Source organism: Streptomyces sp. NPDC058683 (assembly GCF_042716195.1).
Classification (GTDB): Bacteria; Actinomycetota; Actinomycetes; order Streptomycetales; family Streptomycetaceae; genus Streptomyces.
In genome coordinates, this window is sequence record NZ_JBHXSK010000047.1 from 23683 (window position 1) to 48339 (window position 24657).

At 70.7% G+C, this 24657-nt stretch carries 18 protein-coding genes; 4 read left to right on the forward strand and 14 right to left on the reverse strand.

Going from position 1 to position 24657, the window contains the following annotated elements:
• Nucleotides 1–154 precede the first annotated feature (154 nt).
• The 6 genes from ACFWXC_RS39460 to dxr all read right to left on the reverse strand — a co-directional run bounded on the left by ACFWXC_RS39460 (nt 155) and on the right by dxr (nt 7613).
• Nucleotides 155–1861, reverse strand: a complete 1707-nt coding sequence (locus tag ACFWXC_RS39460; protein ID WP_384486677.1) for a proline--tRNA ligase — start codon at nt 1859–1861, stop codon at nt 155–157.
• Nucleotides 1862–1941: 80 nt separating this feature from the next.
• Nucleotides 1942–2472 carry a GNAT family N-acetyltransferase gene (locus ACFWXC_RS39465; RefSeq protein ID WP_384486679.1) on the reverse strand — a complete coding sequence of 177 codons (531 nt, stop codon included), beginning with the start codon at nt 2470–2472 and terminating at the stop codon, nt 1942–1944.
• Nucleotides 2473–2530: 58 nt separating this feature from the next.
• Nucleotides 2531–3379, reverse strand: coding sequence for a GNAT family N-acetyltransferase (locus ACFWXC_RS39470; protein ID WP_384486681.1), 849 nt, complete (start codon nt 3377–3379; stop codon nt 2531–2533).
• Between the two features lie 333 nt (nt 3380–3712).
• Nucleotides 3713–4870 carry a flavodoxin-dependent (E)-4-hydroxy-3-methylbut-2-enyl-diphosphate synthase gene (gene ispG, locus ACFWXC_RS39475; RefSeq protein WP_384486683.1) on the reverse strand — a complete coding sequence of 386 codons (1158 nt, stop codon included), beginning with the start codon at nt 4868–4870 and terminating at the stop codon, nt 3713–3715.
• Nucleotides 4871–5040: 170 nt separating this feature from the next.
• Nucleotides 5041–6333: a M50 family metallopeptidase gene (locus tag ACFWXC_RS39480; RefSeq protein WP_384486787.1), complete on the reverse strand. Its 1293-nt coding sequence runs from the start codon at nt 6331–6333 to the stop codon at nt 5041–5043.
• 8 nt (nt 6334–6341) lie between these two features.
• A complete protein-coding gene (gene dxr / locus ACFWXC_RS39485) occupies nt 6342–7613 on the reverse strand; it encodes a 1-deoxy-D-xylulose-5-phosphate reductoisomerase (RefSeq protein WP_384486685.1) in 1272 nt (423 codons plus the stop codon).
• A 188-nt stretch (nt 7614–7801) separates the two neighbouring features.
• Here dxr and ACFWXC_RS39490 point away from each other — a divergent pair, with 188 nt between their 5' ends.
• Nucleotides 7802–8260, forward strand: coding sequence for a lamin tail domain-containing protein (locus tag ACFWXC_RS39490; RefSeq protein ID WP_384486687.1), 459 nt, complete (start codon nt 7802–7804; stop codon nt 8258–8260).
• Between the two features lie 4 nt (nt 8261–8264).
• Here ACFWXC_RS39490 and ACFWXC_RS39495 read toward each other — a convergent pair whose 3' ends face one another.
• Nucleotides 8265–10199 carry an acyl-CoA dehydrogenase family protein gene (locus ACFWXC_RS39495; RefSeq protein WP_384486689.1) on the reverse strand — a complete coding sequence of 645 codons (1935 nt, stop codon included), beginning with the start codon at nt 10197–10199 and terminating at the stop codon, nt 8265–8267.
• A 213-nt stretch (nt 10200–10412) separates the two neighbouring features.
• Nucleotides 10413–10565, reverse strand: a complete 153-nt coding sequence (locus tag ACFWXC_RS39500; RefSeq protein ID WP_384486691.1) for a hypothetical protein — start codon at nt 10563–10565, stop codon at nt 10413–10415.
• Between the two features lie 233 nt (nt 10566–10798).
• Between ACFWXC_RS39500 and ACFWXC_RS39505 the strand changes: the two genes are divergently transcribed.
• From ACFWXC_RS39505 to ACFWXC_RS39515, 3 genes are all read left to right on the forward strand, one after another.
• Nucleotides 10799–11812 (forward strand): LacI family DNA-binding transcriptional regulator, encoded by a 1014-nt coding sequence (locus ACFWXC_RS39505; protein WP_384486693.1) that lies wholly within the window; start codon nt 10799–10801, stop codon nt 11810–11812.
• Between the two features lie 79 nt (nt 11813–11891).
• Nucleotides 11892–13946, forward strand: a complete 2055-nt coding sequence (locus ACFWXC_RS39510) for a TIM-barrel domain-containing protein (RefSeq protein ID WP_384486695.1) — start codon at nt 11892–11894, stop codon at nt 13944–13946.
• Nucleotides 13947–14062: 116 nt separating this feature from the next.
• Complete coding sequence (locus ACFWXC_RS39515) at nt 14063–15250, forward strand: sulfotransferase family protein (protein ID WP_384486697.1); 1188 nt, start codon at nt 14063–14065, stop codon at nt 15248–15250.
• Nucleotides 15251–15298: 48 nt separating this feature from the next.
• On the opposite strand, the gene ACFWXC_RS39520 is transcribed toward ACFWXC_RS39515, so the two are convergent.
• The 6 genes from ACFWXC_RS39520 to ACFWXC_RS39545 all read right to left on the reverse strand — a co-directional run bounded on the left by ACFWXC_RS39520 (nt 15299) and on the right by ACFWXC_RS39545 (nt 24638).
• On the reverse strand, nt 15299–16012 hold the full coding sequence (locus ACFWXC_RS39520) for a hypothetical protein (RefSeq protein WP_384486699.1): 714 nt from the start codon (nt 16010–16012) through the stop codon (nt 15299–15301).
• Nucleotides 16013–16048: 36 nt separating this feature from the next.
• Nucleotides 16049–18244, reverse strand: a complete 2196-nt coding sequence (locus tag ACFWXC_RS39525; RefSeq protein ID WP_384486701.1) for a glycoside hydrolase N-terminal domain-containing protein — start codon at nt 18242–18244, stop codon at nt 16049–16051.
• Nucleotides 18241–20208, reverse strand: a complete 1968-nt coding sequence (locus ACFWXC_RS39530; RefSeq protein WP_384486703.1) for a beta-galactosidase — start codon at nt 20206–20208, stop codon at nt 18241–18243. Before ACFWXC_RS39530 ends, ACFWXC_RS39525 begins: the two co-directional genes overlap by 4 nt.
• Entirely contained in the window at nt 20208–22394 is a 2187-nt protein-coding gene (locus ACFWXC_RS39535) for a 1,4-beta-glucanase (RefSeq protein ID WP_384486705.1), read from the reverse strand. The genes ACFWXC_RS39530 and ACFWXC_RS39535 overlap by 1 nt, the downstream gene beginning before the upstream one ends.
• 271 nt (nt 22395–22665) lie before the next feature.
• On the reverse strand, nt 22666–23604 hold the full coding sequence (locus ACFWXC_RS39540; RefSeq protein WP_384486707.1) for a carbohydrate ABC transporter permease: 939 nt from the start codon (nt 23602–23604) through the stop codon (nt 22666–22668).
• Complete coding sequence (locus ACFWXC_RS39545; protein ID WP_384486709.1) at nt 23601–24638, reverse strand: ABC transporter permease; 1038 nt, start codon at nt 24636–24638, stop codon at nt 23601–23603. The genes ACFWXC_RS39540 and ACFWXC_RS39545 overlap by 4 nt, the downstream gene beginning before the upstream one ends.
• Nucleotides 24639–24657 lie beyond the last annotated feature (19 nt).

Consider the following 24657-nt stretch of genomic DNA (forward strand, 5'->3'; position numbering starts at 1 on the left):
CCTCCGTTACTCTCTGAAACACTTCCCGTTGGGGAACCGGCCTGTATTAAGCTTTTGATACCCCATTAGTGTTGTTAATAAAGGCCTGATATTAACCTGAGAACCAGGGGCGGCCGCGGGTGTTTCACCGGCGGCCGCTGCGAGGGGAGTTGGGTCAGTTCGCGCTCAGGCGGGCGATCGCCTCGTCCACCGTCAGCTCCTCGCGCTCGCCCGTCTTGCGGTCCTTGAGCTCCAGGACGCCCTCGCCGGAGCGGCGGCCCGCGACCAGGATCTGCGGCACGCCGATCAGCTCGGCGTCCGTGAACTTCACGCCCGGGGAGACCCCGGCCCGGTCGTCGACCAGGACGCGCAGCCCGGCCGCCCGCAGCTTCTCGGAGACGTCCAGGGCGAGTTCGATCTGCAGGGCCTTGCCGGCGGCGACGACGTGGACGTCGGCCGGGGCGACCTCACGGGACCAGACCAGGCCGTGCTCGTCGGCGGTCTGCTCGGCGAGGGCGGCGACGGCGCGGGAGACGCCGATGCCGTAGGAGCCCATGGTGACGCGGACCGGCTTGCCGTTCTGGCCGAGGACGTCCAGCTTGAGCGCGTCGGCGTACTTGCGGCCCAGCTGGAAGATGTGGCCGATCTCGATGGCGCGGTCCAGCTTGAGACCGGTGCCGCACTTCGGGCAGGGGTCGCCCTCCAGCACGACGACGACATCGACGTACTCGTCGACCTCGAAGTCACGGCCGGACACCACGTTCTTGGCGTGCGTGCCCGCCTTGTTGGCGCCGGTGATCCAGGAGGTGCCCGGGGACACCCGCGGGTCGGCGATGTACTTCACCTTCTCGCCCAGGCCCTGCGGGCCGACGTAGCCGCGGACCAGGTCGGGACGGCCGGCGAAGTCGGACTCGGTGACCAGCTCGACGGCGGCCGGGGCGAAGTGCTCCTCGACCTTGCCCATGTCGACCTCGCGGTCGCCCGGTACGCCGACGGCCACGATCTCGCCGTCGACCTTCACCAGGAGGTTCTTCAGGGTGGCGGAGGCCGGGACACCGAGGTGGGCGGCGAGGGTCTCGATGGTCGGGGTGTCCGGGGTCGGGATCTCTTCGAGAGCGGGCACGCCGGACGCGTCCACCGGCTTCAACTCGTAGGCGATCGCCTCGGTGTTGGCCGCGAAGTCGCAGTTCGGGCAGTCGGCGAAGGTGTCCTCGCCGGCCTCGGCCGGGGCCAGGAACTCCTCCGACTTCGAGCCGCCCATCGCGCCGGCGGTCGCGGCGACGATGCGGTAGTCGAGGCCGAGGCGCTCGAAGATCCGCTGGTAGGCCTGGCGGTGCAGGGCGTAGGAGTGGGCGAGGCCGTCGTCGTCCAGGTCGAAGGAGTAGGAGTCCTTCATCAGGAACTCGCGGCCGCGCAGGATGCCGGCCCGCGGACGGGCCTCGTCCCGGTACTTGTTCTGGATCTGGTAGAGGATGACCGGCAGGTCCTTGTAGGAGGACGCCTGGTCCTTCACCAGCAGGGTGAAGATCTCCTCGTGGGTCGGGCCGAGGAGGTAGTCGCCGCCCTTGCGGTCCTGGAGGCGGAACAGTTCGGCGCCGTACTCCTCCCAGCGGCCGGTCGCCTCGTACGGCTCCCGGGGCAGGAGGGCCGGGAGCAGCACCTCCTGGGCGCCGATCGCGTCCATCTCCTCGCGGACGACCCGCTCGATGTTGGACAGCACCTTCAGGCCGAGGGGCAGCCAGGACCAGATGCCGGCCGCCGTGCGGCGGACGTAGCCGGCGCGGACGAGGAGCTTGTGGCTGAGGACCTCGGCGTCCGCCGGGTCGTCACGCAGCGTCTTCGCCATCAACTGGGACATGCGTTGGACCGGTGCGTTCGCCATGGTTCTCGTACTCCTGCCGGGAAAGGTTGATGGCTAGGAGGTTAGCCGGGCCTGCTGTGCCGGTGGAAATCCGTTAACGGCTAACGGCGGAGCAGCGGCAGCGGAGCACCCATCACGGCGTACGGCTTGGGGGCGCTCGGGAAGTGGACCTGGCGGGCCAGGTCGGCATACCCGAGGGAGTGGTAGAGGCCGCGGGCCGGGCTGTCGGTGTCGATCGCGGAGAGGATCGAGCGGGACTCGGCGGCGCCGTCCGTGATCGTCGTGATCAGCCGGCGGCCGATGCCGCGGTTCTGGTGGCGGGGATGCACATGCAGCTCGGTGATCACGAAGGAGTCGTCGAGCCAGTCGGCGTGGCCCTGGGCGCGCAGATAGGGCTCGACGACGGTGGACCACCAGTGGGTGCGGCTGTTCGGCATGCCGTAGACGAAGCCGACGAGCAGGCCGTCGGCGGTCGCACCGAGGGCTCTGGCACCCGGGTACTGCATATGGCGGACGACGATCTGGCGGCGTACGGCTACCTCGTCGGGGCCCAGGCCGAAGGCGATCGCTTGGACTGCCAGGGCCTCGTCCACGTGGGAGGAGAGGTCCAGGGAGCCGATCACGAGGTCCATGTGGGGAGGGTACAGGGAGGTTCCGGTTGCTGCGCTGGCGCCTGTCGCCGGAGAACGGTCAGAACAGAACGCTCATGAACGCGCCGACTTCCTGGAAGCCCACCCGCAGATACGTCCTTCTCGCCGCCGTGTTGAAGTCGTTGACGTAGAGGCTGACCATCGGGGCCACGTCGGCCAGGGCGTAGCGCAGCACCGCCGCCATGCCGGGGGCCGCCAGGCCCATGCCCCGGTACTCGGGGGCCACCCACACGCCCTGGATCTGGCAGGCGTCCGGGGTCGCCGCGCCGATCTCCGCCTTGAAGACCACCCTGCCGCTGTCGTCGAGCCGGGCGAACGAGCGGCCGGAGCCGACGAGTTCGGCGACCCTCGCCTGGTAGAGGAGGCCGCCGTCACCGGCCAGCGGGGAGACGCCCACCTCCTCGGTGAACATCGCCACGCACGCCGGCATGATCGCCTCCATCTCGTCCTTGCGGATGCGGCGGACGTACGGATCCGGGGCGATGTCGGCGGGCATCCGGTCGGTGACCATCAGGGGCTGGTGGGCGCGAACGTCGCGGGCGGGGCCCCAGTGCGGCTCCAGGAGGCGCCACAGCTGGGCGGTGGCCTCGCTGGGGCCGACGATGGAGGAGCAGCGGCGGCCGGCCCGGCGGGCGCGGTCGGCGAACGCGCGGACCGCGCGCGGGGTGGCGCAGATCGGGACCAGGTTGGCGCCGGCGTAGCAGAGGGACGTGAGCATGCCGTCCTCGTACCAGCCCCACATCTCGCCGCCGAGACGCCAGGGGTCGAGGCCGGCCACCTGGACGCGTGAGGTCACGAAGGCGTTCGTGACCGGCTCGCGGTCGAGTACGGCGAGCGCGGCGTCCAGGTCACTCGGTTCGAGCACCCGAGAGGTGGTCTGCGTCAACACGTGCGGGGCCTCACACTGACGGGTTCTGCTGATCTCCGCACTGTACCTGCGGAAGCTTGGCCGTGCCGCCCCGTGTGCGGTGAAGCAGTCGCCGGCTGCGGCTCCGCCCCTGGGGACTGCCGCCCCGGCCCCTCCCCGACGCTCCAGCGTCTCGGAGCCCAGGGGCCGTGTGTGGCTGGTCGCGCTCACGCGGCGGTAGCCGCATGTCGATTGCAGCCCCGCACCCCTTTCGGAGCGGAGGACCCGGCGGGGTCGAAGGGGCGCGGCCCCTTCAGGATGGGACAGGTATGGGCGGCGGGGGCGGAGAACCCTCCCCGCCGGCCGAGGGCTTCCTCAGCCCGCCACCGAGATCGAAGGCTCGCCCGACGCCACGCCCTCCGCCTCCATCTGTTCGGCCAGCTTCATGGCCTCCTCGATGAGGGTCTCGACGATCTTGGACTCGGGGACGGTCTTGATGACCTCGCCCTTGACGAAGATCTGGCCCTTGCCGTTGCCGGAGGCGACGCCGAGGTCGGCCTCGCGGGCCTCGCCGGGGCCGTTCACGACGCAGCCCATGACGGCGACGCGCAGCGGGACCTCCATGCCCTCCAGGCCGGCCGTGACCTCCTCGGCCAGCTTGTAGACGTCGACCTGGGCGCGGCCGCAGGACGGGCAGGAGACGATCTCCAGGCCGCGCTGCTTGAGGTTGAGGGACTCCAAAATCTGGTTGCCGACCTTGACCTCCTCGACCGGAGGCGCGGAGAGCGAGACGCGGATCGTGTCGCCGATGCCCTGGGAGAGGAGGGCGCCGAAGGCGACGGCCGACTTGATCGTGCCCTGGAACGCCGGGCCGGCCTCGGTGACACCGAGGTGGAGGGGGTAGTCGCACTGGGCGGCGAGCTGGCGGTAGGCCTCGATCATCACGACCGGGTCGTTGTGCTTGACGGAGATCTTGATGTCCCGGAAGTCGTGCTCCTCGAAGAGGGACGCCTCCCACAGGGCCGACTCGACCAGGGCCTCGGGGGTCGCCTTGCCGTACTTCTGGAGCAGCCGGCGGTCCAGGGAGCCGGCGTTGACGCCGATGCGGATCGGGGTGCCGTGGTCCTTGGCGGCCGCCGCGATCTCCTTGACCTTGTCGTCGAACTGCTTGATGTTGCCGGGGTTGACCCGGACCGCGGCGCAGCCGGCCTCGATGGCCGCGAAGACGTACTTCGGCTGGAAGTGGATGTCCGCGATGACCGGGAGCTGGGACTTCTTCGCGATGGTGGCGAGGGCGTCGGCGTCGTCCTGGGTGGGGCAGGCCACCCGCACGATCTGGCAGCCGGAGGCGGTGAGCTCGGCGATCTGCTGGAGGGTGGCGCCGATGTCCGACGTACGGGTCGTGGTCATCGACTGGACCGAGACCGGGGCGTCTCCGCCGACCGCCACGGAGCCGACCTGGATCTGCCGGCTCTTCCGGCGCTCGGCGAGCTTGGTCGGAACGGACGGCATGCCGAGAGAAATCGCAGTCATCTGCTGTGCAACCCCAAGTCGTGGATCTAGGTCCAGGTCCCGTCGAAAGCGGGTTCCAGACTCCGAGATTACGGCACCGGGCCAGGCGCGAGCACATCCCCTACGGGTAAACCCACTCAATGGAAGCGGCCCGGAACACAGTGTTCCGGGCCGCTTCGAACGTCGTATGGCTACGAGATTTTCACGGGGTTAACCACATCGGCCACCAAGACGAGCAAGGTGAAGCAGATGAACACGCCGGCCACCACATAGGCCACCGGCATCAGCTTCGCCACGTCGAAGGGGCCGGGGTCCGGGCGGCGGAGCACCCTTGCCAGGTTGCGGCGGAGTGACTCCCACAGGGCGCCGGCGATGTGGCCGCCGTCCAGCGGGAGCAGCGGGAGCATGTTGAAGAGGAACAGGGAGAGGTTGAATCCGGCCACCAGCATCAGGGCCATGGCCAGCTGCTGGGTGGGCGGGATGTCGAGGGTGAAGATCTCGCCGCCGACCCGTGCCGCGCCGACCACGCCCATCGGGGAGTCCGGCTGGCGGGGGGCGCCGTCGAAGGCCGCGTCCCACAGCGCCGGGATCTTCCCGGGCAGGCCCGCGATGGAGTCGACGGCCTCGCCGAGGCGGTCGCCCATCCAGGTCACGGACTGGCCGAGGTCCTGGCGGACGATGCCGGTGGCGGCGCTGAAGCCGAGGAAGCCGGCGGTGACGTACTGGCCCTGGACGATCTGGCCGCTGGAGTCCTTCTTGGCGACCTGGTTGGTGGCGATCTTCGCGTGCAGGGTGACGTCCTGGCCCTTGCGGTCGACGACGATGGCGACGTCCTTGCCGGGGGTCGCGCGGATCAGGTCGGAGAGCTGGTTCCAGCTGGTGGTCCGCACCCCGTTGAAGGAGACGATCTTGTCGCCGGCCTTCAGGCCCGCGGCGGCGGCCGGGGAGGCGGCGTCGGTCTTCTTGCAGCTGTCGCGGTTCTGGCTCTGGGCGATCACGCACTGGGAGACCGAGCTGACGGTGGTGGTCTGCTGGGAGATGCCGAAGCCCATCAGGACCGTGAGGAACAGGGCCACCGCGAGGATCAGGTTCATGAAGGGGCCCGCGAACATCACGATCACGCGCTTCCAGGGGGCGCGCGTGTAGAAGAGGCGGGTCTCGTCGCCGGGCTGGAGCTCCTCGAAGGCGGCCGAGCGGGCGTCCTCGATCATGCTGCGCCAGGGGGAGGTCGAGCGTGCGGTGATCCGGCCGTCGGCGCCCGGCGGGAACATGCCGATCATCCGGATGTAGCCGCCGGCCGGGATGGCCTTGAAGCCGTACTCGGTCTCGCCCTTGTGCCGCGACCAGATGGTCGGGCCGAAGCCGACCATGTACTGCGGGACGCGGATGCCGAAGAGCTTGGCGGTGGACAGATGTCCCAGCTCGTGCCAGGCGATCGAGATCAGCAGGCCGATCACGAAGACGACTATGCCGAGGATCATCATCAGGGCTGTCATGCACGCGCCTCCGCGGTCGCCGTCTGTGCTGTCAGTTCCTGGGCCCGGGCCCGGGCCCAGGTCTCCGCTTCGAGTACGTCCGGCACGGTGAGCGAAGTTCCCGTACGAGGAGTTCCGTGTTCCTCGACGACCCGGGTGACGGTCTCCATGATCCCGTTGAAGGGCAGCAGACCGCTCCGGAACGCCTCGACGCATTCCTCGTTGGCCGCATTGAACACCGCCGGGGCGGTCCCCGCGAGCTCACCGACGTGCCGGGCGAGGTTCACGGAGGGGAAGGCCTCGTTGTCCAGTGGGAAGAACTCCCAGGTGGAGGCCTTGCTCCAGTCGAAGGCGGGGGCCGCGTCCGGGACCCGTTCGGGCCAGCCGAGACCGATGGCGATCGGCCCCCGCATGTCGGGGGGCGTCGCCTGCGCGATCGTGGATCCGTCCGTGAACTCGACCATCGAGTGGACATACGACTGCGGGTGCACGACCACCTCAATCCGATCGAAGGGAATGTCGTAGAGGAGGTGCGCCTCGATGACTTCCAGTCCCTTGTTGACCAGGGTGGCCGAGTTGATCGTGATGACCGGCCCCATCGCCCAGGTGGGGTGGGCGAGCGCTTCGTCGACGGTCACCCGGGCCAGGTCGGCCTTGGTGCGGCCCCGGAAGGGCCCCCCGGACGCCGTGACGACGAGCTTGCGGACGTCGGCCCGCGTCCCCGCCGCCAGTGCCTGGAAGAGCGCCGCGTGCTCGGAGTCGACCGGGATGATCTGGCCGGGCTTGGCCAGCGCCTTGACCAGCGGTCCCCCGACGATCAGCGACTCCTTGTTGGCGAGCGCGAGGGTGCGGCCCGCCTCCAGGGCGGCGAGGGTCGGCGCGAGGCCGATGGAGCCGGTGATGCCGTTGAGGACGGTGTGGCAGTCGGAGGCGGCGACGTGGGTGGCCGCGTCGGGTCCTGCGAGGATCTCGGGGAGCGGCTCGCCGGAGCCGTAGAGACCGGTCAGGGCCTCGCGCAGCGCCGGTACGGCGTCCTCGCGGGCGACCGCGACGGTCCGTACCCGCAGCCCGTGCGCCTGCTCGGCGAGGAGGGCGATCCGGCCGCCGTTGGCGGACAGGGCGGTGACCCGGAAGCGGTCGGGGTTGCGCAGGACGAGGTCGATGGCCTGGGTGCCGATGGATCCGGTGGAGCCGAGGATCACCACGTCCTTGGGGCCGTCGCCCGCGAGCGGGTCGTACACGAGGTGCGGGTCGGCGAGGGGGGCCGGACTGGCAGGACTGTCGGTCATCCCCCCATTGTTGCCGCAACCGGCGGCCCGGAGGACAGCGCGTCCCTCACGCGGGTGCCTTATCAGTTCTTGGCGCCGTATGAAGCGTCATTCCCCTTGTGAGGTTCACGTGAAGATCATGTGATAACACTTCTGTCGGGTCGGCGACGGGCCGACCCGACCGGAAGACATCCTGGGGGGATCTCTCCATGCGTACTGTGCGCATACGTGCTGCCCTGCCCGCGCTCGCGGGCGCCGCGCTGCTCACCGGCACCCTGCTCAGCACCCCGGCGCAGGCCGCCGGCGGCGTGACCATCTACCGTGTGTGGTTCGACAGCCCGGGCAGCGACAACCGCTCCAACACGAGCCTCAACGCCGAGTGGGTGCAGATCAAGAACACCGGCGGCTCGGCCGTCTCCATCAAGGGCTGGGTCCTGAAGGACGCCTCGAACCACCGCTACGTCTTCAAGAACATCAAGATCGGCGCCCACAAGACGATGAAGGTGCACACCGGCCGGGGGACGGACACCGCGTCGGACAAGTTCCAGAACCGCCGCGCCTATGTGTGGAACAACACCAGCGACACGGCGACGCTGACCAAGGCGACCGGCACCAAGGTCGACTCCTGCTCCTGGACGACGCGGGACCCGAGCGACAAGTACTGCTGAATCGCTACTTCAGCGGGCGGCGGACGTTCTCACGCTGCGACGGTCCGGGGGTCGCGTCGGCGATCCACGGGCCCTCGCCCGACGGGTCGACGATCCCCCGCTCCAGCCATTCGTAGGAGCCGCCGAGCACACCCTTGACGACCTTGCGGTCCAGGTCGTCGGTGTTCGACCACAGGCGGGTGAACAGCTCGTCGACGCGGACCCGGGCCTGCCGGCAGAACGCGTCGGCGAGCTGGTAGGCCTCGCGGCCGTGGTCGCCCTGGCGGCGCAGCAGTTCGGCGCGCACACAGGCCGCGCTCATCGCGAACAGCTCCGCGCCGATGTCCACGATCCGGCCCAGGAAGCCCTGCTTGGTCTCCATCCGGCCCTGCCAGCGGGACATGGCGTAGAAGGTGGACCGGGCGAGCTTGCGGGCGTGCCGCTCGACGTAGCGCAGATGCGGGGAGAGGTCCACGCCGTGCTTGAAGTCGGCGTAGGACGTCGGGAGTTGCCCCGGACCCGCGACCAGCTTCGGCAGCCACTTGGCGTAGAAGACGCCCGCATTGGCGCCCGCCCTCGCCTTGTCCTGGAGGGACTTGTCGGGGTCGATGAGGTCGCCCGCGACCGAGAGGTGGGCGTCCACGGCCTCGCGCGCGATCAGCAGGTGCATGATCTCCGTGGAGCCCTCGAAGATGCGGTTGATCCGCAGGTCCCGCAGGAGCTGCTCGGCGGGGACGGCGCGTTCCCCGCGCGCCGCGAGGGACTCCGCCGTCTCGAAGCCGCGGCCGCCGCGGATCTGGACCAGCTCGTCCGCCATCAGGCAGCCCATCTCGGAGCCGTAGAGCTTGGCGAGGGCGGCCTCGATGCGGATGTCGTTGCGGTTCTCGTCGGCCATCTGGGAGGACAGGTCGACGACCGCCTCCAGGGCGAAGGTGGTCGCCGCGATGAAGCTGATCTTGGAGCCGACCGCCTCGTGCAGCGCGACCGGCTTGCCCCACTGCTCCCGGACGGCCGACCACTCGCGGGCGATCTTCAGGCACCACTTGCCGGCGCCGACGCACATCGCGGGGAGGGAGAGCCGGCCGGTGTTGAGGGTGGTGAGGGCGATCTTGAGGCCCGCGCCCTCGGGGCCGATGCGGTTGGCGGCCGGGACCCGGACCTGGTGGAAGCGGGTCACGCCGTTCTCGAGGCCGCGCAGGCCCATGAAGGCGTTGCGGTTCTCGACCGTGATGCCCGCGGAGTCCGCCTCGACGACGAAGGCGGTGATACCGCCCTTGCCGTCCTCGGACTTGGGGACGCGGGCCATGACCACGAGGAGGTCGGCGACCACGCCGTTGGTGGTCCACAGCTTCACCCCGTCGAGGACGTAGTCGTCCCCGTCCCGTACGGCGGTGGTGGCCAGACGGGCCGGGTCCGAGCCGACGTCCGGTTCGGTGAGCAGGAACGCGGAGATGTCGGTGCGGGCGCAGCGGGGCAGGAAGGCGTCCTTCTGCTCCTGGGTGCCGAAGATCTTCAGCGGCTGCGGGACGCCGATCGACTGGTGGGCGGAGAGCAGCGCGCCGACCGCCGGGTTCGCGGAACCGGCCAGGGCGAGGGCTTTGTTGTAGTAGACCTGGGTGAGTCCGAGGCCGCCGTACTTGGTGTCGATCTTCATGCCGAGGGCGCCGATCTCCTTGAGGCCGGAGACGACCTCGTCGGGGATGCGTGCCTCGCGCTCGATGCGGGCCGAGTCGATCTTCGTCTCGCAGAACTCGGACAGCCGGGCGAGGAACTCCTCGCCGCGGCGCACGTCCTCGTCCGCGGGGAGCGGATGCGGGTGGATGAGGTCGAGCCGGAAGCGCCCGAGGAACAGTTCCTTGGCGAAGCTGGGCTTGCGCCAGTCCTGTTCCCGGGCGGCCTCCGCCACCTGACGGGCTTCCCGCTCGGTGACGGTGGGTTTCTTGGTGGTGGGGGCGGACATTGGGGCTCACCTCGCCGCAAAAGGGAGTGTTGTGGACCGTTCGGTACCGACCAGTGCTACTGGATCGTTGGTACCCGAAACGGGCCGCCCCCACCAGTCCTCGCGGTCCGATCGGGTCACCCGGGCCGGCCGTCCCCCGAGGGGGTCTCAGCCGATGTCGACGGAGTACGCCGTGGTGTCCAGACGGCCCGAGCCCTTGAAGACCTCGCTGCCCTACTTGCCGAGCGTGACGGTGTCGAAGGCGGTGCACTTCCTGCTCGACTCGCCGGCCTGCGCCACGGTGACACCCGCGGCGGCCGCAAGCGCGACCGAGGCGGCCGGCAGCGACTTCGCCGTAGTGGACAGGCGCGGTCTGCGGTGTTGCATCGAGGGGTCCTTCCGGGGGACGGTTCGGGGTACGACCCGTCTGACGGCCGTACGACCTCTCTGTGGCCGCCGCCCCTCCGAAAGGTTGCCGAGGGCGTGTCGTCAATTAGCTGTCGAAGCGCTTCGACAGCCTATGGACACCCACCCCCACTGAAGCTACTGTCGAACCACCCTCACCCACCCTTGTCAGCAACGCGCACTGTCGAAGCGCTTCACAAAACTTGGAGAGCTGGATGGTCACCCTCGCCGAGGTCGCCCAGCACGCCGGAGTCTCGGCGAGCACGGTGAGCTATGTCCTCAGCGGCAAGCGGTCCATCTCCACCACCACCCGGCAGCGGGTCGAGCAGAGCATCCGGGAGCTGGGCTACCACCCGAACGCCGGCGCCCGTGCCCTGGCCAGCAGCCGCTCGAACATCATCGCGCTGATGATCCCGCTGCGTACGGACATGTACGTGCCGGTGATGATGGAGATCGCGATCGCCGTGGCCACCACGGCCCGCACGCACGGCTACGACGTCCTGCTGCTCACCGGCGAGGAGGGGCCGGACGCGGTGCGCCGGGTCACCGGCAGCGGGCTGGCGGACGCGATGATCCTGATGGACGTGGAGCTGGAGGACGAACGGCTGCCGCTGCTCCGGGGGACCGACCAGCCCTCCGTGCTCATCGGTCTGCCCGCCTCCACCACCGGGCTGACCTGCGTCGATCTCGACTTCGGGGCGACCGGCGCGCTGTGCGTGGAGCACCTCGCGAAGCTCGGCCACCACGACATCGCTGTCATCGGCGAGGCGCCGGCGGTCTACGAGCGGCACACCGGCTTCGCCGAACGCACCCTCGACGGACTGCGGTCCCGGGCCCGGGAGCTGGGGCTTCGGGTGCTGCACCGGCCGTGCGAGGGCGGGTACGACGCGATGACCGTCACCCTCGCCCGGATCTTCGACGAACGCCCGGGCACCACGGGCTTCGTCGTCCAGAACGAGTCCGCGGTCGAGCCGCTGCTCGCGCTGCTGCGCCAGCAGGGCCGGGCCGTGCCCGAGGACGTGTCCGTGGTCGCGATCTGCCCGGACCAGGTCGCCGTCCAGGCCTCGGTGCGGCTGACGTCGGTCGCCATCCCCGCCCAGGAGATGGGCCGGTACGCCGTGGAGCACCTGGTCGCCAAGCTGGACGGCCGGGGCGGTGACGACGTCGTGCTGATCGCGCCCGAGTTGACGGTGCGGGCGAGCACGGGCCCGGCGCCGGCCGGGTCCTGACCCACCCCGCTCTTCCGCACTGCCCCGCACCGCCCTGCCGGGGCACCCCCATGTCTGCACTCATTCAGGAGCACGCCTCGTGAATCAGCCTGCCGAAATCCAGTCCGCCGTGGCACCGCCCAAGGTGAGCCTCGCGCAGTCCTCCCCCACCGTCGGCACGTTCCGTGAGCGGGACGGTGCCCTGGAGTGGAGCGGACGTCAGGAGACGCTGCGGATCGAGCCGTGGGGGCCGGACGCGGTCCGGGTGCGTGCCCGGCTCGGCGGGCCGGTCCTCGACGGCCTGCCGGGCGCCCTGCTCGACGAGCCGCCGGCCACCGGATCGACGGTAAAGATCGCCGACGGTGAAGGACGGCTGACGGTCGGCGGCCTGACCGTCGAGGTGTCCGCCGAGGGCCTGGTCCGGTTCCTGCGCACCGACGACCTCTCGGAGATCCTGGCCGAGGAGCGCGCCCACTTCTGGTGGCCCGGCTCGCGCCTCTACACCGCCGTCGGCAACGGCCACCACCGGCTGGAGCAGCGGTTCGCCGCCTACGAGGGCGAGCGGCTGTACGGCCTGGGCCAGCACCAGCACGGCCGCCTCGACCAGAAGGGCCTGGTCCTCGACCTGGTCCAGCGCAACGCCGAGGTCACGGTCCCGGTCCTGGTCTCCAGCCGCGGATACACCCTCCTGTGGAACAACCCCGCGATCGGCCGCGTCGAACTGGCCGGCAACGGCACCCGCTGGGTGGCCGACTCGGCCCGCCAGCTCGACTACTGGATCACCGCCGGCGATCCGGCCGACGGTCAGCGCAACTACAGCGCGGTGACCGGCCGTTCGCCGATGCTGCCGGAGTGGGCGGCGGGCTTTTGGCAGTGCAAGCTGCGCTACCGCACCCAGGACGAACTCCTCGCCGTGGCCCGGGAGTACAAGCGGCGCTCGCTGCCCCTCTCGGCGATCGTCTGCGACTTCTTCCACTGGACCCATCTCGGCGACTGGAAGTTCGACCCGAAGGAATGGCCCGACCCGGCCGCGATGGTCCGGGAACTGGCCGAGCTGGGCGTCAAGCTGGTGGTGAGCGTGTGGCCGTCGGTGTCCCCGCTGTCCGAGAACCACCCGGTGATGGAGCAGCACGGCTACTTCATCGGCACCCAGTACGGCCCGATGGCGCACGCCGACTGGCCGGACAAGGAGGTGGCGTCGACCGTCCAGGTCGCCTTCTACGACGCCACCAACCCCGAGGCCCGCGCCTTCGTGTGGTCGCGGGTGAAGGAGAACTACCTCGATCCGTACGGCATCACGGCGTTCTGGCTGGACGCCTGCGAACCCGAGCTGAAGCCCGGCTTCCAGGAGAACCTGCGCTACTGGACGGGCCCGGGCCTGGAGGTCGGCAACAGCTACCCCGCCGAGAACTCCCGCACCTTCCACGAGGGCCTGCGGGCAGAGGGCGAGGAGGTCCTCACCCTCAACCGTTCGGCGTGGGCCGGCAGCCAGCGCTACGGCGCCGCGCTGTGGTCCGGAGACATCGGCACCGACTTCGCGACCCTGCGCCGGCAGATCGCGGCCGGCCTCAACACGGCGCTGTCCGGTATCCCCTGGTGGAACACGGACATCGGCGGCTTCCACGGCGGCGACCCGGACGACCCGGCCTACCGCGAGGTGCTGGTCCGCTGGTTCCAGTTCGGCGCGCTGTCCCCGCTGATGCGCCTGCACGGCTTCCGCGACCCGGGCATGGAGCTGGGCCCCGACATGACCGGCGGTCCCAACGAGGTGTGGTCCTACGGCGCGGAGGCCGGCGCGATCCTGGAGAAGTACCTGCGGCTGCGCGAGCGCCTGCGGCCGTATGTCCTCCAGGTCATGCGGGAGGCCCACGAGGAGGGTCTGCCGGTGATGCGGCCGCTGTTCCTGGAGTTCCCGCAGGACCAGGCTGCCTGGACGGTCGACGACACGTATCTGTTCGGCCGGGACCTCCTGGTGGCGCCGGTGCTGACGGCGGGCGCCACGGCCCGGACGGCGTATCTGCCGGCGGGCGCCTGGTGGACGGACGCGTGGACCGGTGAGTCGTACGAGGGCGGTACGGCGGTGACGGTGGACGCGCCGCTGGACCGTATCCCGCTGTTCCTGCGGGACGGGGCGGAACTGCCGGTCGCGGAGTAGCACCGGCAGACTGCGGTTACCGGCCGGTTAATGTCTCAACTCAGCGGTGTGGTGGGGCAGTTGGAGGGGGTAGTAGGTATCCCCTCTCCCTGTCCCCCACGAAGGGTCCCGTTGCCGTGTCCTTAGGACCGCTCCCCCTCGCGCTCGCCAATCTGCTGCTCAGACCCTCCTACCGCGCCCGCCGGACACCGGACCGGGCCTTCGAGCGGCTGCTCGACGCGGCCGGCCCGGCGGCGGGCGACGAGCCGTTCGCCGACGACTTCCGTCACCTGCTGCGATGTTGGTCCGGCGCCGAGCGCCTCACCCCCGTCGGCTGGCTGTCGGCGCGCGCCCACATCGGCCGCCACCTCGCCAACCGGGCCCGGGTCCGCCGGCTGCTCGCCGAGCACCCCGGGATCGAGCGGGAGCCGGTCGACCGGCCGGTGTTCGTGGTGGGCCTGCCCCGCACCGCCACCACGCTCACCCACAGCGTGCTGTCCCTCTCCGCCGACCACCGCTGCCCGCTGCTCTGGGAGTTGCTCACCCCCGGCCTCGACATCGACCCCGCGGAACGGGAGAAGGCCATCACGACCGCCCGCCACCTGGTCGGCGGGATCAACCTCTTCGCCCCGGGCTTCCGCCACATCCACAACCTGCGTCCGGAGGGGCCGGAGGAGTGCACCTTCGCACTGCCGCACACCGTGATGCCGCTGTCCCAGGCCGTGATCCCGGAGTACCTGCCCTGGCACGAGAGCCATGACTTCGGGCCCGACTACCGGTACCTCAAGCAGATCTACCAGGTGCTCCAGTACGGCCGCCCGCGCCGCCGCTGGGTGCTGAAGTCCCCGCTGCACCTGGAGAACCTGGACGCGCTGCGCGCGGTCTTCCCGGACGCCACGATCGTGTGGACGCACCGCGATCCGGCCACCGCCGTGGCCTCGTTCTGCAGCCTGGTCGAGCACGGTATGGCGGTCAACACCCGCCCGATCGACCTGAGTTGGATCGGCGCCACCTGGCTGGAGCTGCTCAGCCGCTCGGCCGCCCGTGGCCTGGCCGCCCGTGCGCGCATCCCTCGCGAGGCACTGGTGGACGTGCCGTACACCTGGCTGGGCGCCGACCCGGCCGCGGGCGCCCCGAAGCTCTACGCGGCCGTCGGCGCCCGCTGGACCGAGGCCGACGCGGCCCGCCTCCCCGCGGTCGCCGCCCGCCCCAGGGGCACCCGCGTGCACAGCTACGACCTGGCCCGCTACGGCCTCGGCCGCGCGGACGTCGACAGTGCCTTCGCCGACTACAACGCGCTGCGCGCGGAGGTCGACCGGGCGTGACCGCGCGGGAGCCGGCCCCGCGACGCGCGCGGGGCCGGCCCGTCCGGCTCAGCTGCTGCTGACGGTGAGGCTGTTGGTGGTGAAGTTCAGCCCACCGGACGAACTGGTGATCTCGTAGCCGAACTGCACGTCACCGATGGTCACGTTGCCGAACCAGCCCTTGGTGTCCTTGATCCACTTCAGGATCGGCAGGATGTCGATCGTGCCGGAGGTGGAGTTGGAGCTCCGGATGAACGAATAGACGTTGTTCGCGCCGTTGTTGCCCTTGTAGACGGTCCAGGTGTTGCTGCCCAGGGTGAGCGAGCCCTGCGAGGTGCCGAGCGGGCCGACTGCGCCGGTCTTGTTGACCCAGAGCATGATCTCGTTGGCGTATCCGGTGTCCCAGATGTCGTAGGACGTGTTGTACGCGCCGGACGAGGGGACGGTCACGTTGTAGCTGCTGGTCAGCGAGGTGAGCGAGGTGATCGTCTTGTTGATCACCTTCTTGGAGTTGGGGTACGACTTGATGCCGCCGGTGTTGGGGTGGTTGGCGGTGACGCCCCAGTTGGTGCCGGAGTTGGCCCAGATGCACTGGGTGCCGGCGCCGGAGCCCCAGATGTTGTTGTAGAGGGTGTAGCCGTTCAGCGTGGTGTTGCCCCACTGGTCGCAGGAGCTCCAGACGGCGGCCGAGGCCGGCGCCGAGGCTAGGCCGACGGTGGCGCCGAGGGCGAGCGCGGGGGCGATCAGGGCCGTGGCGGCCCTGCGATACGTGCGTGATGCCATGGTGTCCCTTCCATGGGTGGGGGGAGGTGCGGGTGGCTACCACGTCCCCAGGGTGAGGACGTGGTCTTCTCCGGCGACGAGGTCGAGCGGCTGGGTGCCGGAGGAAGTCCACAGGCCGATACGGAGCGTCCGGTGCGGCTTCAGGACGGCTCGCGCACCGCCGGGGGTCCAGGAGAGGTCGAGTTCGGCTCCGAACCGGGTGCGGATTCCGGTCAGCCGGCCCCGGCCGAGGGCGGCCGGGGGTGCGGGGAGCAGGACCAGCCGGTCCGGGGTCGACTGGACGAGGGCCTCGATCAGTACGGCGGGCAGGGTGTGCGCGGCATCGGCGTTGTAGACGTCGCGGTTCGGGTAGTGGGCGCTCATCAGGGAGGCGTGGAAGAAGTCGCCGTCCAGGACCTGGCCGAGGGCGGCGGCGACCCGTTCGCCGTCCCGCAGCCGGGCGGCGACCAGCGCGTGGTGGAGGTGTCCGTGCGCCGAGTCGTTCTCGGCTCCGCGCAGTTCGAGCGCACGACGGGCGGCGGCGGCCAGCTCCGGGGTGTCGTAGGGCGTGATCTCGTCGAGCGGCCAGACGCCGTAGAGGTGGCTGAGGTGGCGGTGGTCGTAGGTGTCCTGGAGGCCGGGCCAGGCCCATTCGGCGAGGGCGCCGTCGGCGTTGATCCGGTGCGGGAGCAGCCGGTCCGCGAGGGCGCGCCAGCGGTCGGCGGCCGGGCCCGGGTGGTAGTCGGCGGCCGTGCGCAGGGCGTGCCGGGCGGCCGAGAGGTCCATCGCCGCGTCGACCGCACCCCAGCTGCCGTTGGCCGGCCGGTTCTCGGGTGAGTAGGACGGCACGATCACCAGGCGGCCGTCGGCGTCGGTCCGGGTGAGGAAGTCCTCGTAGAACGTGGCGACCTGGGCGAGCAGTGCGGCCGTACGCGGATCGCGCGCGCCGCGGATCTCGTCGTGGTCGACGAGCGGCTTGAGCAGCCAGTCGGCGCCTGCCGTCCACAGGTGCAGCGGGTACTCACGGCTGAAGTGGTACGAGAGCCCGGACTCGCCGTCGGTGTGCGCGGGGGCGACCATGCCCCGGGCGCCGAAGACCGTACGGGCGTTCTCCTGCCAGTCGCCCTGCTGACGCTGGATCAGAGAAGCCAGGGCGTCGGTGACTTCGGGGAGTGCGGCGGCGGGCGCGGAGGCCGTCTGGAGGTTGAGGTTGGCGTCGTTCGTGAAGGCGCCGGACCAGGCGGTGTTCCACTCGCCGGTCCACAGTCCGGTCAGGCGGGGCGGGTTGAGGCCGGAGGAGGAGAGCAGGTGGTAGCGGCCGGCGGCGAAGAGCCGCTCCAGGAGGGCGGTGCCGCGGGTGCGCTTCAGCAACTCGGAGCCAGGCAGGCCGCGTTCGGCGGGATCGGCGGCCAGGTCGAGGGTGACGCGGGTGTAGGCGGTGCGGTGGAGGTCGAGGTGCCGGGCGAGCAGGGCGTCGTACGACAGCCCGTCGTCGAGCAGCGTGCGCAGCTCGCGCGCCTCGGCGGTCACGTCGAGTTCGCCGGTGTGGCGGCGGACCCGGGTGAGGAGGAGGACGGAGTCGGCGCCGGTGACGCGGACGCCGGGCGGGACGAGTTCGGTACTGCCGCCGGTGACGGCGACCAGGGTGACACCGGTGTAGGCGCGGTCGCTGTCGGGGTAGCGGGCGCGGAGGCTGAGCAGGGCGCCCTCGGGGGTGCGGAGAGCGCCGTGTCCGATGCCCAGGCCGGGCGGGGCGCCCGGGAGCCGGTGGTCGAGGGCGATGTCGAGGTGGCCGGTGCCGACCTGCTGCACGATCACGTCGTCGGCGCGGGAGACGAAGAGGCGGCTGGTCCGGTCGGCGGTGGTGGCGACGACCTCGCCGGTGCTGAAGTCGACGGTCCGGCGATAGCCGTCCGTCCGGCCCTCCGGCCTGCGCAGCCGTATCCGGAAGGCCGGATGGAAGGGCTGGACCCACTGCAGAGCGCGGCCGTCGGTGAAGCTCTCGGCGGCCTGGAGGTCGCCCGCGAGCAACCGGTCCTGCACGGTGGCGAGTTCGGCGGCCAGGCGGGGCGGACGGGCGTGTTCGCCGCCGTTCGGGCGGACGAGGGTGTGCTGGGTGACGATGACATGGTCGTCGTTCGGATCACCGAACACCAGGGCGCCGTGGTGGCCGTTGCCGCTCAGGAAGGCGTCCTCCCAGCGGGCGGCCGGGGCGGGCTCCCAGGTTCCGTGCACGGGTCCGGTGGTGGTCATGGCTTGAGCACCGCCACTCCGTAGCGGTCGAGGGTGACCGCGCCGGTGACGGCCGAACCGGTCAGCACGTCCCGGTGCGGCCCCGGGACCTGCACCTTCACGGCCTCGCGCCCGTGGTTGAACAGGAACAGCAGCTCACCCCTGCGCACCGCCTCGACCCCCGTCGGCAGCCCGTCGAGCACCGGACGGACTCCCGCCCCCGCGGCGATCCCGCCGAGCAGCTCCCGCAGCGCCTCCGGTTCGGGGAGCGTGGAGAGGTACCAGGCGCGCCCGTTGCGCAGCACCGCGGGCAGCCCGTCGAGTTCCCCGCCCCGGTACGGCACGGTCTCGGAGACCCCGGGAGCGGCCTCGATCTCCTCCGACCACAGGGTCCCCCGGAAGCCCTCGCACCCGACGCTCTCCCCCGCGTCCAGCGGCCACCACTCGTGCAGGGTGCGGATGCCGAACAGGTCGCGCAGCCGGGCGTCCATGCCGCCGGGGCGGATCCGGTCGTCCTCGTCGGCGACGCCGGTCAGGAAGCCGCTGACCAGGGTGCCACCGCCCTGGACGTAGCCGAGGAGGTTGCGGACGGCGGTGTCGGTGAGGAGGTACAGCTGGGGCACGACCACCACCTTGTACGCGGACAGGTCGTGTTCGGGGTGGGCGAAGTCGGTGGTGAGGTTCGCCTCCCAGAGGGCGCGGTGCCAGGCGTGCAGCACGTCGGGGAGGTCCACCTCGGTGGAGAGCCGGCCTTCGTGGGCGCCGGCCCACCAGGAGTGCCAGTCGTGGAGGACGGCGATGTCCGAGGTGATCTGACTTCCGATCACTTCATCGCCGATCGCGGCGAGTTCGGCGCCGAGGCGCTTGACCTCCTGGTACGTACGGCCCTCCGCCCCCGCATGGCTCACCATCGCGGAGTGGAACTTCTCCGCGCCCTGCCGGGACTGCCGCCACTGGAAGTAGCAGACGGCGTCCGCGCCCCGGGCGACGGCCTGAAGGGACCACTGACGGTTGAGGCCACGGGGTTTGGGGTGGTTCACCCCGCGCCAGTTGACCGGCCCGGCGGCCTGCTCCATCAGCATCCAGGAACCGCGCGCCTGGGAGCGGGTGAGGTCGTGGACGAGCGCGCCGTGCTGCGCTCCCAGCGGATCGCGCGGGTCGGGATAGAGGTCGACGGAGACGACGTCCTCCTCCGCCGCCCACCGCCAGGCGTCCTGGCCGATCCACAGCGGCATGAAGTTGGTGGTCACCGGGATGTGCGGGGTGTGCCGGGCGACGATGTCGCGTTCGGCCGCGTAGCACTCCAGGAGCATGTCGGAGGTGAACCGGCGGAAGTCCAGCACCTGGGTGGGGTTCTTCATGTAGTGGGCGTGGCGCGGCGGCAGGATGCCGTCCCAGGTGTCGTATCCCTGGCTCCAGAAGGCGGTGCCCCAGGCGGAGTTGAGGGCGTCGAGGGTGCCGTAGCGCTCGCGCAGCCAGCGGCGGAAGGCGGCGGCCGCCTCGTCGCCGTAGTCGAAGGTGCAGTACTCGTTGTTGATGTGCCACAGGGTGAGGGCCGGGTGGCCGCCGTAGCGGGCGGCGAGGTCCTCGGTGATGGCGGCGGCGTAGCGGCGGTAGGTGGCGCTGGAGTGCGAGAAGTGCTGGCGGCCGCCCCACCACTCGGTGCGGCCGTCCGCGTCCCGGGGCAGGGTGTCCGGGTGCAGCCGGCCCAGCCACGGCGGCGGCGCGGAGGTCGGGGTGGCGAGGACGACCCCGATGCCGTTGCCGTGCATCAGGTCCATGAGCCGGTCCAGCCAGCCGAAGTCGCGCTCCCCCGGCTGGGGTTCGAGCTTCGCCCAGGAGAAGACGCCCGCGGTCACGGAGTTGACGCCGGCGGCCTTCATCAGCCGGACGTCCTCGTGCCAGGTCTCCTCGGGCCACTGCTCGGGGTTGTAGTCGCCGCCGAAGAGGATGCGGCCGCGGGTGGCGTCGGCGAGGTTCGGCATCAGACGGGTTCCCCGTACTGGATGCCGCGCCCGTTGGTGGCGAGGTAGACCCGGCCGTACACGCGCGGGTCGCCGGTGATCGCCTGCCCGGTCCAGCCCCACTGGTGCCGGTCGTCGTTGATGCGGGTCCAGGTCCCGGCCTCGTCGTCGGAGCGGTGGACGGCGGTGACGGTCTCCGTGGAGCCGACGAGGTAGACCGCCGGGTAGCCGGCGCCGTCGGCGGCCTTGCCGAAGCCGAGAGTGTAGGCGGCCCAGCAGCTGGCCACCTTGGTGAAGCTCACACCCCCGTCGATGGACCGGTACAACCCGTTCCACTTCACGCTAAGCCACAGGTCACCTGATCTGCCGGGGGCCGCGACCAGCTGGAACTGGCTGTCCCCGGCGGGCAGTCCGGTGGCACGCGCCGTGAACGTCCGGCCACTGTCAGTGCTGGCTTGTAGCGTTCCTGTGTCGGTGTCGTATGCGTAGAAGAGCGTCGGGTCGGCCGGGTCGGCGACCGGCGTGGCGCCCTTCGGGAAGGAGGGGATCTCGGTCCAGGTGGCGCCGTTGTCGTCCGACCGGTGGGCGGGGTACTTCGTCCCGTCCCAGTGCACGAAGGACCACAGCAGCACGCCGCCGTCGGCGTTGGCGGCGATCGGCCCCGGTGCGTCGTGGGCGAGGGAGGGCTGGGCGGCGAAGGGCGCCCAGGTCCGGCCCCCGTCGTTCGAGAAGGCACCGTTGCCGTGGTCGCCCCAGCCGGTACGGACCACGTACGCCGGCCTGCCCGCGGCCTGCGCGAGTCCCGTCGCCGACCCGAACACGGGGTTCGTGGCCATACCGCGGGACGGAGACGCGGTGAGCCGCTCGTGGTACAGGACGCCGATGTCCCCCGAGCCGCTCAGCAGGTGCGCCTCCCCGACCGGGGGCGACACCAGCTGCAGTACGGACGTCTCCTCCAGACCGCGGATCCGCGGGGACCAGTGGACGAGGTCGCGGGTGCCGTAGAGGGTGGCGCCGGTGCCGTAGACGACGTGCTTCGAGTCGTGCGGGTCGACGGCCACGGCCTGGATCCACCACCCGAACTTGGGCTGATCGCCGCCCCACTTCAGGAAGGGAGTCTCCGACACGTCGAAGACAGCGGCGTCCTTCAGGGACGTCCAGGTACGGCCGCCGTCGGTGGTCCGGTAGAGGGTGTCCACGGCCGTCCACCGGTTGTTCGTCGAGACGACGACGGTGCCGGGCCGGCGGGCGTCGACGGCGACCCCGCCGTAGCCGAAGGTGTCGCCGCCGCCGGGGCGGACGGGGGTGACCTCGGTCCAGCGGCCGGTGACGGTCGAGAGCTTGTGCACGCTGCCGTCGGCCTGGCCGTTGGGACCGGGAGCGTCGGCGTAGGTCACGTACAGCTCGCGCGCGTGCCGGTCGTGGGCGGCGCGGACCGGGATCCTGGCGGAGGTGCCGGCGGGTTGGCCGGGGACGGCTTCCCAGGTGGTCCCGTCGGTGGTGCGGTACAGGTTGACGGCGGTGGCGCTGCCGTCGGCGTCGCCCCAGCCGGCGTAGACGGCGCGGCCGACGGCGACGAGGAGGGTGACGCCCTGGCCGGAGGCGGCGGGGGTGGGCGGGAAGCCGGTGACGGCCGCCCACGTGGCGCCGCGGTCGGTCGACCTGAGCAGTCCGTCGTGCCTCGTCCCCAGCCAGAGGGTGTCGCTGTCACGCGGGTCGACGAGAAGGCGCTCGCCCATGCCCCGGCCGTCCTCGTTGGCGCCGAGCTTGACGGTGAGGTCGGTACGGGTCCAGGTGGTGCCGCGGTCGTCGGAGCGGAGGACCGCGCCGTTGCCGGCCCAGGACTGGGCGTAGGTGCCGAGGGCGAGGTAGAGCCGGTCCGGGTGGGCGGGGTCCACGGCGAGGGCCTCGACACCGAGGAGGTTCCAGTCGTCCCAGCCGAGGTGATCGGTGAGGGGGGTCCAGCGGGCGGTGCGGGTGTCCCAGCGGTAGGCGCCGCCGATGTCGGTACGGGCGTAGGCGAGGCCGGGGGTGGTGGGGTGGAAGAGGACACCGGTGACGAAACCGGTGCCGCCGATCACCGCGTTGCGCCAGCGGTACGCCTGCGGGCGGGGCTCGGCCGCGAGGGCGTCGGGGATCGGGAGCGCGGTGAGAGCAGTTGCAGCGGCGGTGCCGGCGAGGACGGTTCTGCGGCTCAGGGTGGGCATGGGGAACCTCGTGGTGGCGTGGGTTGGATTGGTGGGCTGGAGCCGGGGGGGACGCTTACCGGCGCTGGCAGGGTGCCGCCCGCGCCCACCCGTGCCGCCCAGCGGCACGACTGCCCGCAGGCTGGGTGAGCTCAAAAGGCGCCGACCGCGGTGGCGCCCCGTCAGGGGCGCGGGGCTGTATCGATGTGCGGCTCCGCCGCGTGGGCGCGATCGGCCACGAACCACCCGCAGCCGCCGACGCTCCCCCGCCACCCCCGTCAGAAGGCGTCGGCTACCCCTTCACCGCCCCCGTCAGCATCCCCTTCTTGAAGTGCTTCTGGACGAACGGCGATAGCACCGCCACGGGCAGCAGCGCCATCACCATCACCGCCATCTGCACCGCGAGCCCCGACAGCTGCCCCGTCTTGATCGCCTGTCCCAGCCCCACCGGGGCTTCCTGCTTCTGCACCAGCTGGATCATGACGTTCTGCAGCGGCATCTTGTCCTGGTTGTTGAGATACAGGGACGCGTTGAACCACGCGCTCCAGTACCCGACCGCGTAGAAGAGGGTGATCACGGCGAGCACCGCACGCGACAGCGGCATGACGATCTGCCACAGGATCCGGAAGTCGCCGGCGCCGTCGATGTGCGCGCTGTCGATCAGCTCCTGCGAGATGCCCATGAAGAACCCGCGCAGGACGAGGATGTTGAAGACGCTCACCGCGCTCGGCAGGATCAGGGCGAGATAGCTGTCGGTCAGGCCCAGGGACTGGACCAGGAGGTACGTCGGGATCAGGCCCGCGCTGAAGAACATGGTCGCCAGCAGCAGCATCAGGAACCAGCGGTGGCCGAGCGAGCCGATGCGTGAGAGGCCGTACGCGCACAGCACCGACACGGCCATCGAGAACAGCGTGCCGACGACGGTGATCAGGATGCTGATGACCGTGGCCCGGGTGACCTGGCCGCCGCTCAGCAGCTCTTTGTACGCGATGAAGGTGATGCCCTTGGGCACCATCACCAGCCCGCCGGCCTCGTCGATCGTCTTCCGTGAGGAGAGGCTGGTCACGACGATGATCCAGAGGGGGAAGAGGATGGCCAGGCAGGCGAGGGCGAGCACGAGACCCTTGCCGGCCAGGCCAGCCCTGCCGGGCTCCTCCTCCCATGCCGGACGGGGTGGGGCGGCCCATCGGGAAGGTTCCCGTACGGGAGGCTTGTCGATGACGGCGGTCACTTCTTGTACACCCCCTGCTCGCCCATGAGATGGGCCACTTTGTTCGCGGCGAGGACCAGGCCGAGGCTGACCACGCCCTTGATCAGACCGGCGGCGGCCGCGTAGCCGAAGTCCTGGTTGCGGACGCCGTTCCACCAGACGAAGGTGTCGAGGACTTCGGCGGCTCCCGGGCCGACCGCGTCGCGTTGGAGCAGGATCTGTTCGAAGCCGACGGTCAGCGCGTCGCCCACGCGCAGCACCAGCAGCAGGGCGATCACCGGCCGCAGGGCGGGCAGCGTGACATGCCAGATGCGGCGCCAGCGGCCGGCCCCGTCCATCGCCGCCGCCTCGTAGAGGTCCGGGCTCACGGAAGCCAGCGCGGCCAGGAAGACGATGATCCCCCAGCCCGCGTCCTTCCAGACGCCCTCCGCCGTGACCAGGAACTTGAAGGTCGACGGGTCGGTCATGATGTCGAGGCCGTCGTAGCCGTGCTGCCTCAGCAGCTGCGACAGCAGACCCGCGCCACCGAAGATCTGCTGGAAGACGGAGATGACCAGCACCCAGGAGAAGAAGTGCGGGAGGTACAGGACCGCCTGGGAGATCGCCCGTATCCGGGGCCGGACCACGCTGTTGATGAGCAGCGCGAGTGCGATCGGGATCGGGAAGAACAGCACGAGTTGCAGGAAGAACAGCACCAGTGTGTTCTTCACCGCGTCCCAGAACGCCGAGTCGGCGAAGATCCGCTGGAAGTTCTCGAAGCCCACCCAGGGGCTGTGCAGCATGGAGACGATGCCGTTGTCGCTGACGTACGGGTCGTAGTCCTGGAAGGCGACGATGTTGCCGAGGATCGGCAGGTAGTTGAAGACCAGGATCAGCAGGACCGCCGGCAGCGTCATCAGGATCAGCGCGCGGTCGCGTCTGAATCTGAGGCGCAGGCTCAGCTTCCCGGTCCCCTTCTTGCCGCGGGTGCCGGTGGCGCCGCCGGACGCCACCGGAGTCCGCCCCGCGCTGTCGTCTGCCTCGGCCCTGCTGCGAGGCACCGTGCTGTGGGACACGGCCGTTCTCCTTGCCTCG

Coding starts and splice junctions, on each gene's coding strand:
- ACFWXC_RS39460 (WP_384486677.1), bottom strand. CDS start 1,861: ATGGCGAACGCACCGGTCCAACGCATGTCCCAGTTGATGGCGAAGACG.
- ACFWXC_RS39465 (WP_384486679.1), bottom strand. CDS start 2,472: ATGGACCTCGTGATCGGCTCCCTGGACCTCTCCTCCCACGTGGACGAG.
- ispG (WP_384486683.1), bottom strand. CDS start 4,870: ATGACTGCGATTTCTCTCGGCATGCCGTCCGTTCCGACCAAGCTCGCC.
- ACFWXC_RS39480 (WP_384486787.1), bottom strand. CDS start 6,333: ATGATGATCCTCGGCATAGTCGTCTTCGTGATCGGCCTGCTGATCTCG.
- dxr (WP_384486685.1), bottom strand. CDS start 7,613: ATGACCGACAGTCCTGCCAGTCCGGCCCCCCTCGCCGACCCGCACCTC.
- ACFWXC_RS39490 (WP_384486687.1), top strand. CDS start 7,802: ATGCGTACTGTGCGCATACGTGCTGCCCTGCCCGCGCTCGCGGGCGCC.
- ACFWXC_RS39495 (WP_384486689.1), bottom strand. CDS start 10,199: ATGTCCGCCCCCACCACCAAGAAACCCACCGTCACCGAGCGGGAAGCC.
- ACFWXC_RS39500 (WP_384486691.1), bottom strand. CDS start 10,565: ATGCAACACCGCAGACCGCGCCTGTCCACTACGGCGAAGTCGCTGCCG.
- ACFWXC_RS39505 (WP_384486693.1), top strand. CDS start 10,799: ATGGTCACCCTCGCCGAGGTCGCCCAGCACGCCGGAGTCTCGGCGAGC.
- ACFWXC_RS39520 (WP_384486699.1), bottom strand. CDS start 16,012: ATGGCATCACGCACGTATCGCAGGGCCGCCACGGCCCTGATCGCCCCC.
- ACFWXC_RS39525 (WP_384486701.1), bottom strand. CDS start 18,244: ATGACCACCACCGGACCCGTGCACGGAACCTGGGAGCCCGCCCCGGCC.
- ACFWXC_RS39530 (WP_384486703.1), bottom strand. CDS start 20,208: ATGCCGAACCTCGCCGACGCCACCCGCGGCCGCATCCTCTTCGGCGGC.
- ACFWXC_RS39535 (WP_384486705.1), bottom strand. CDS start 22,394: ATGCCCACCCTGAGCCGCAGAACCGTCCTCGCCGGCACCGCCGCTGCA.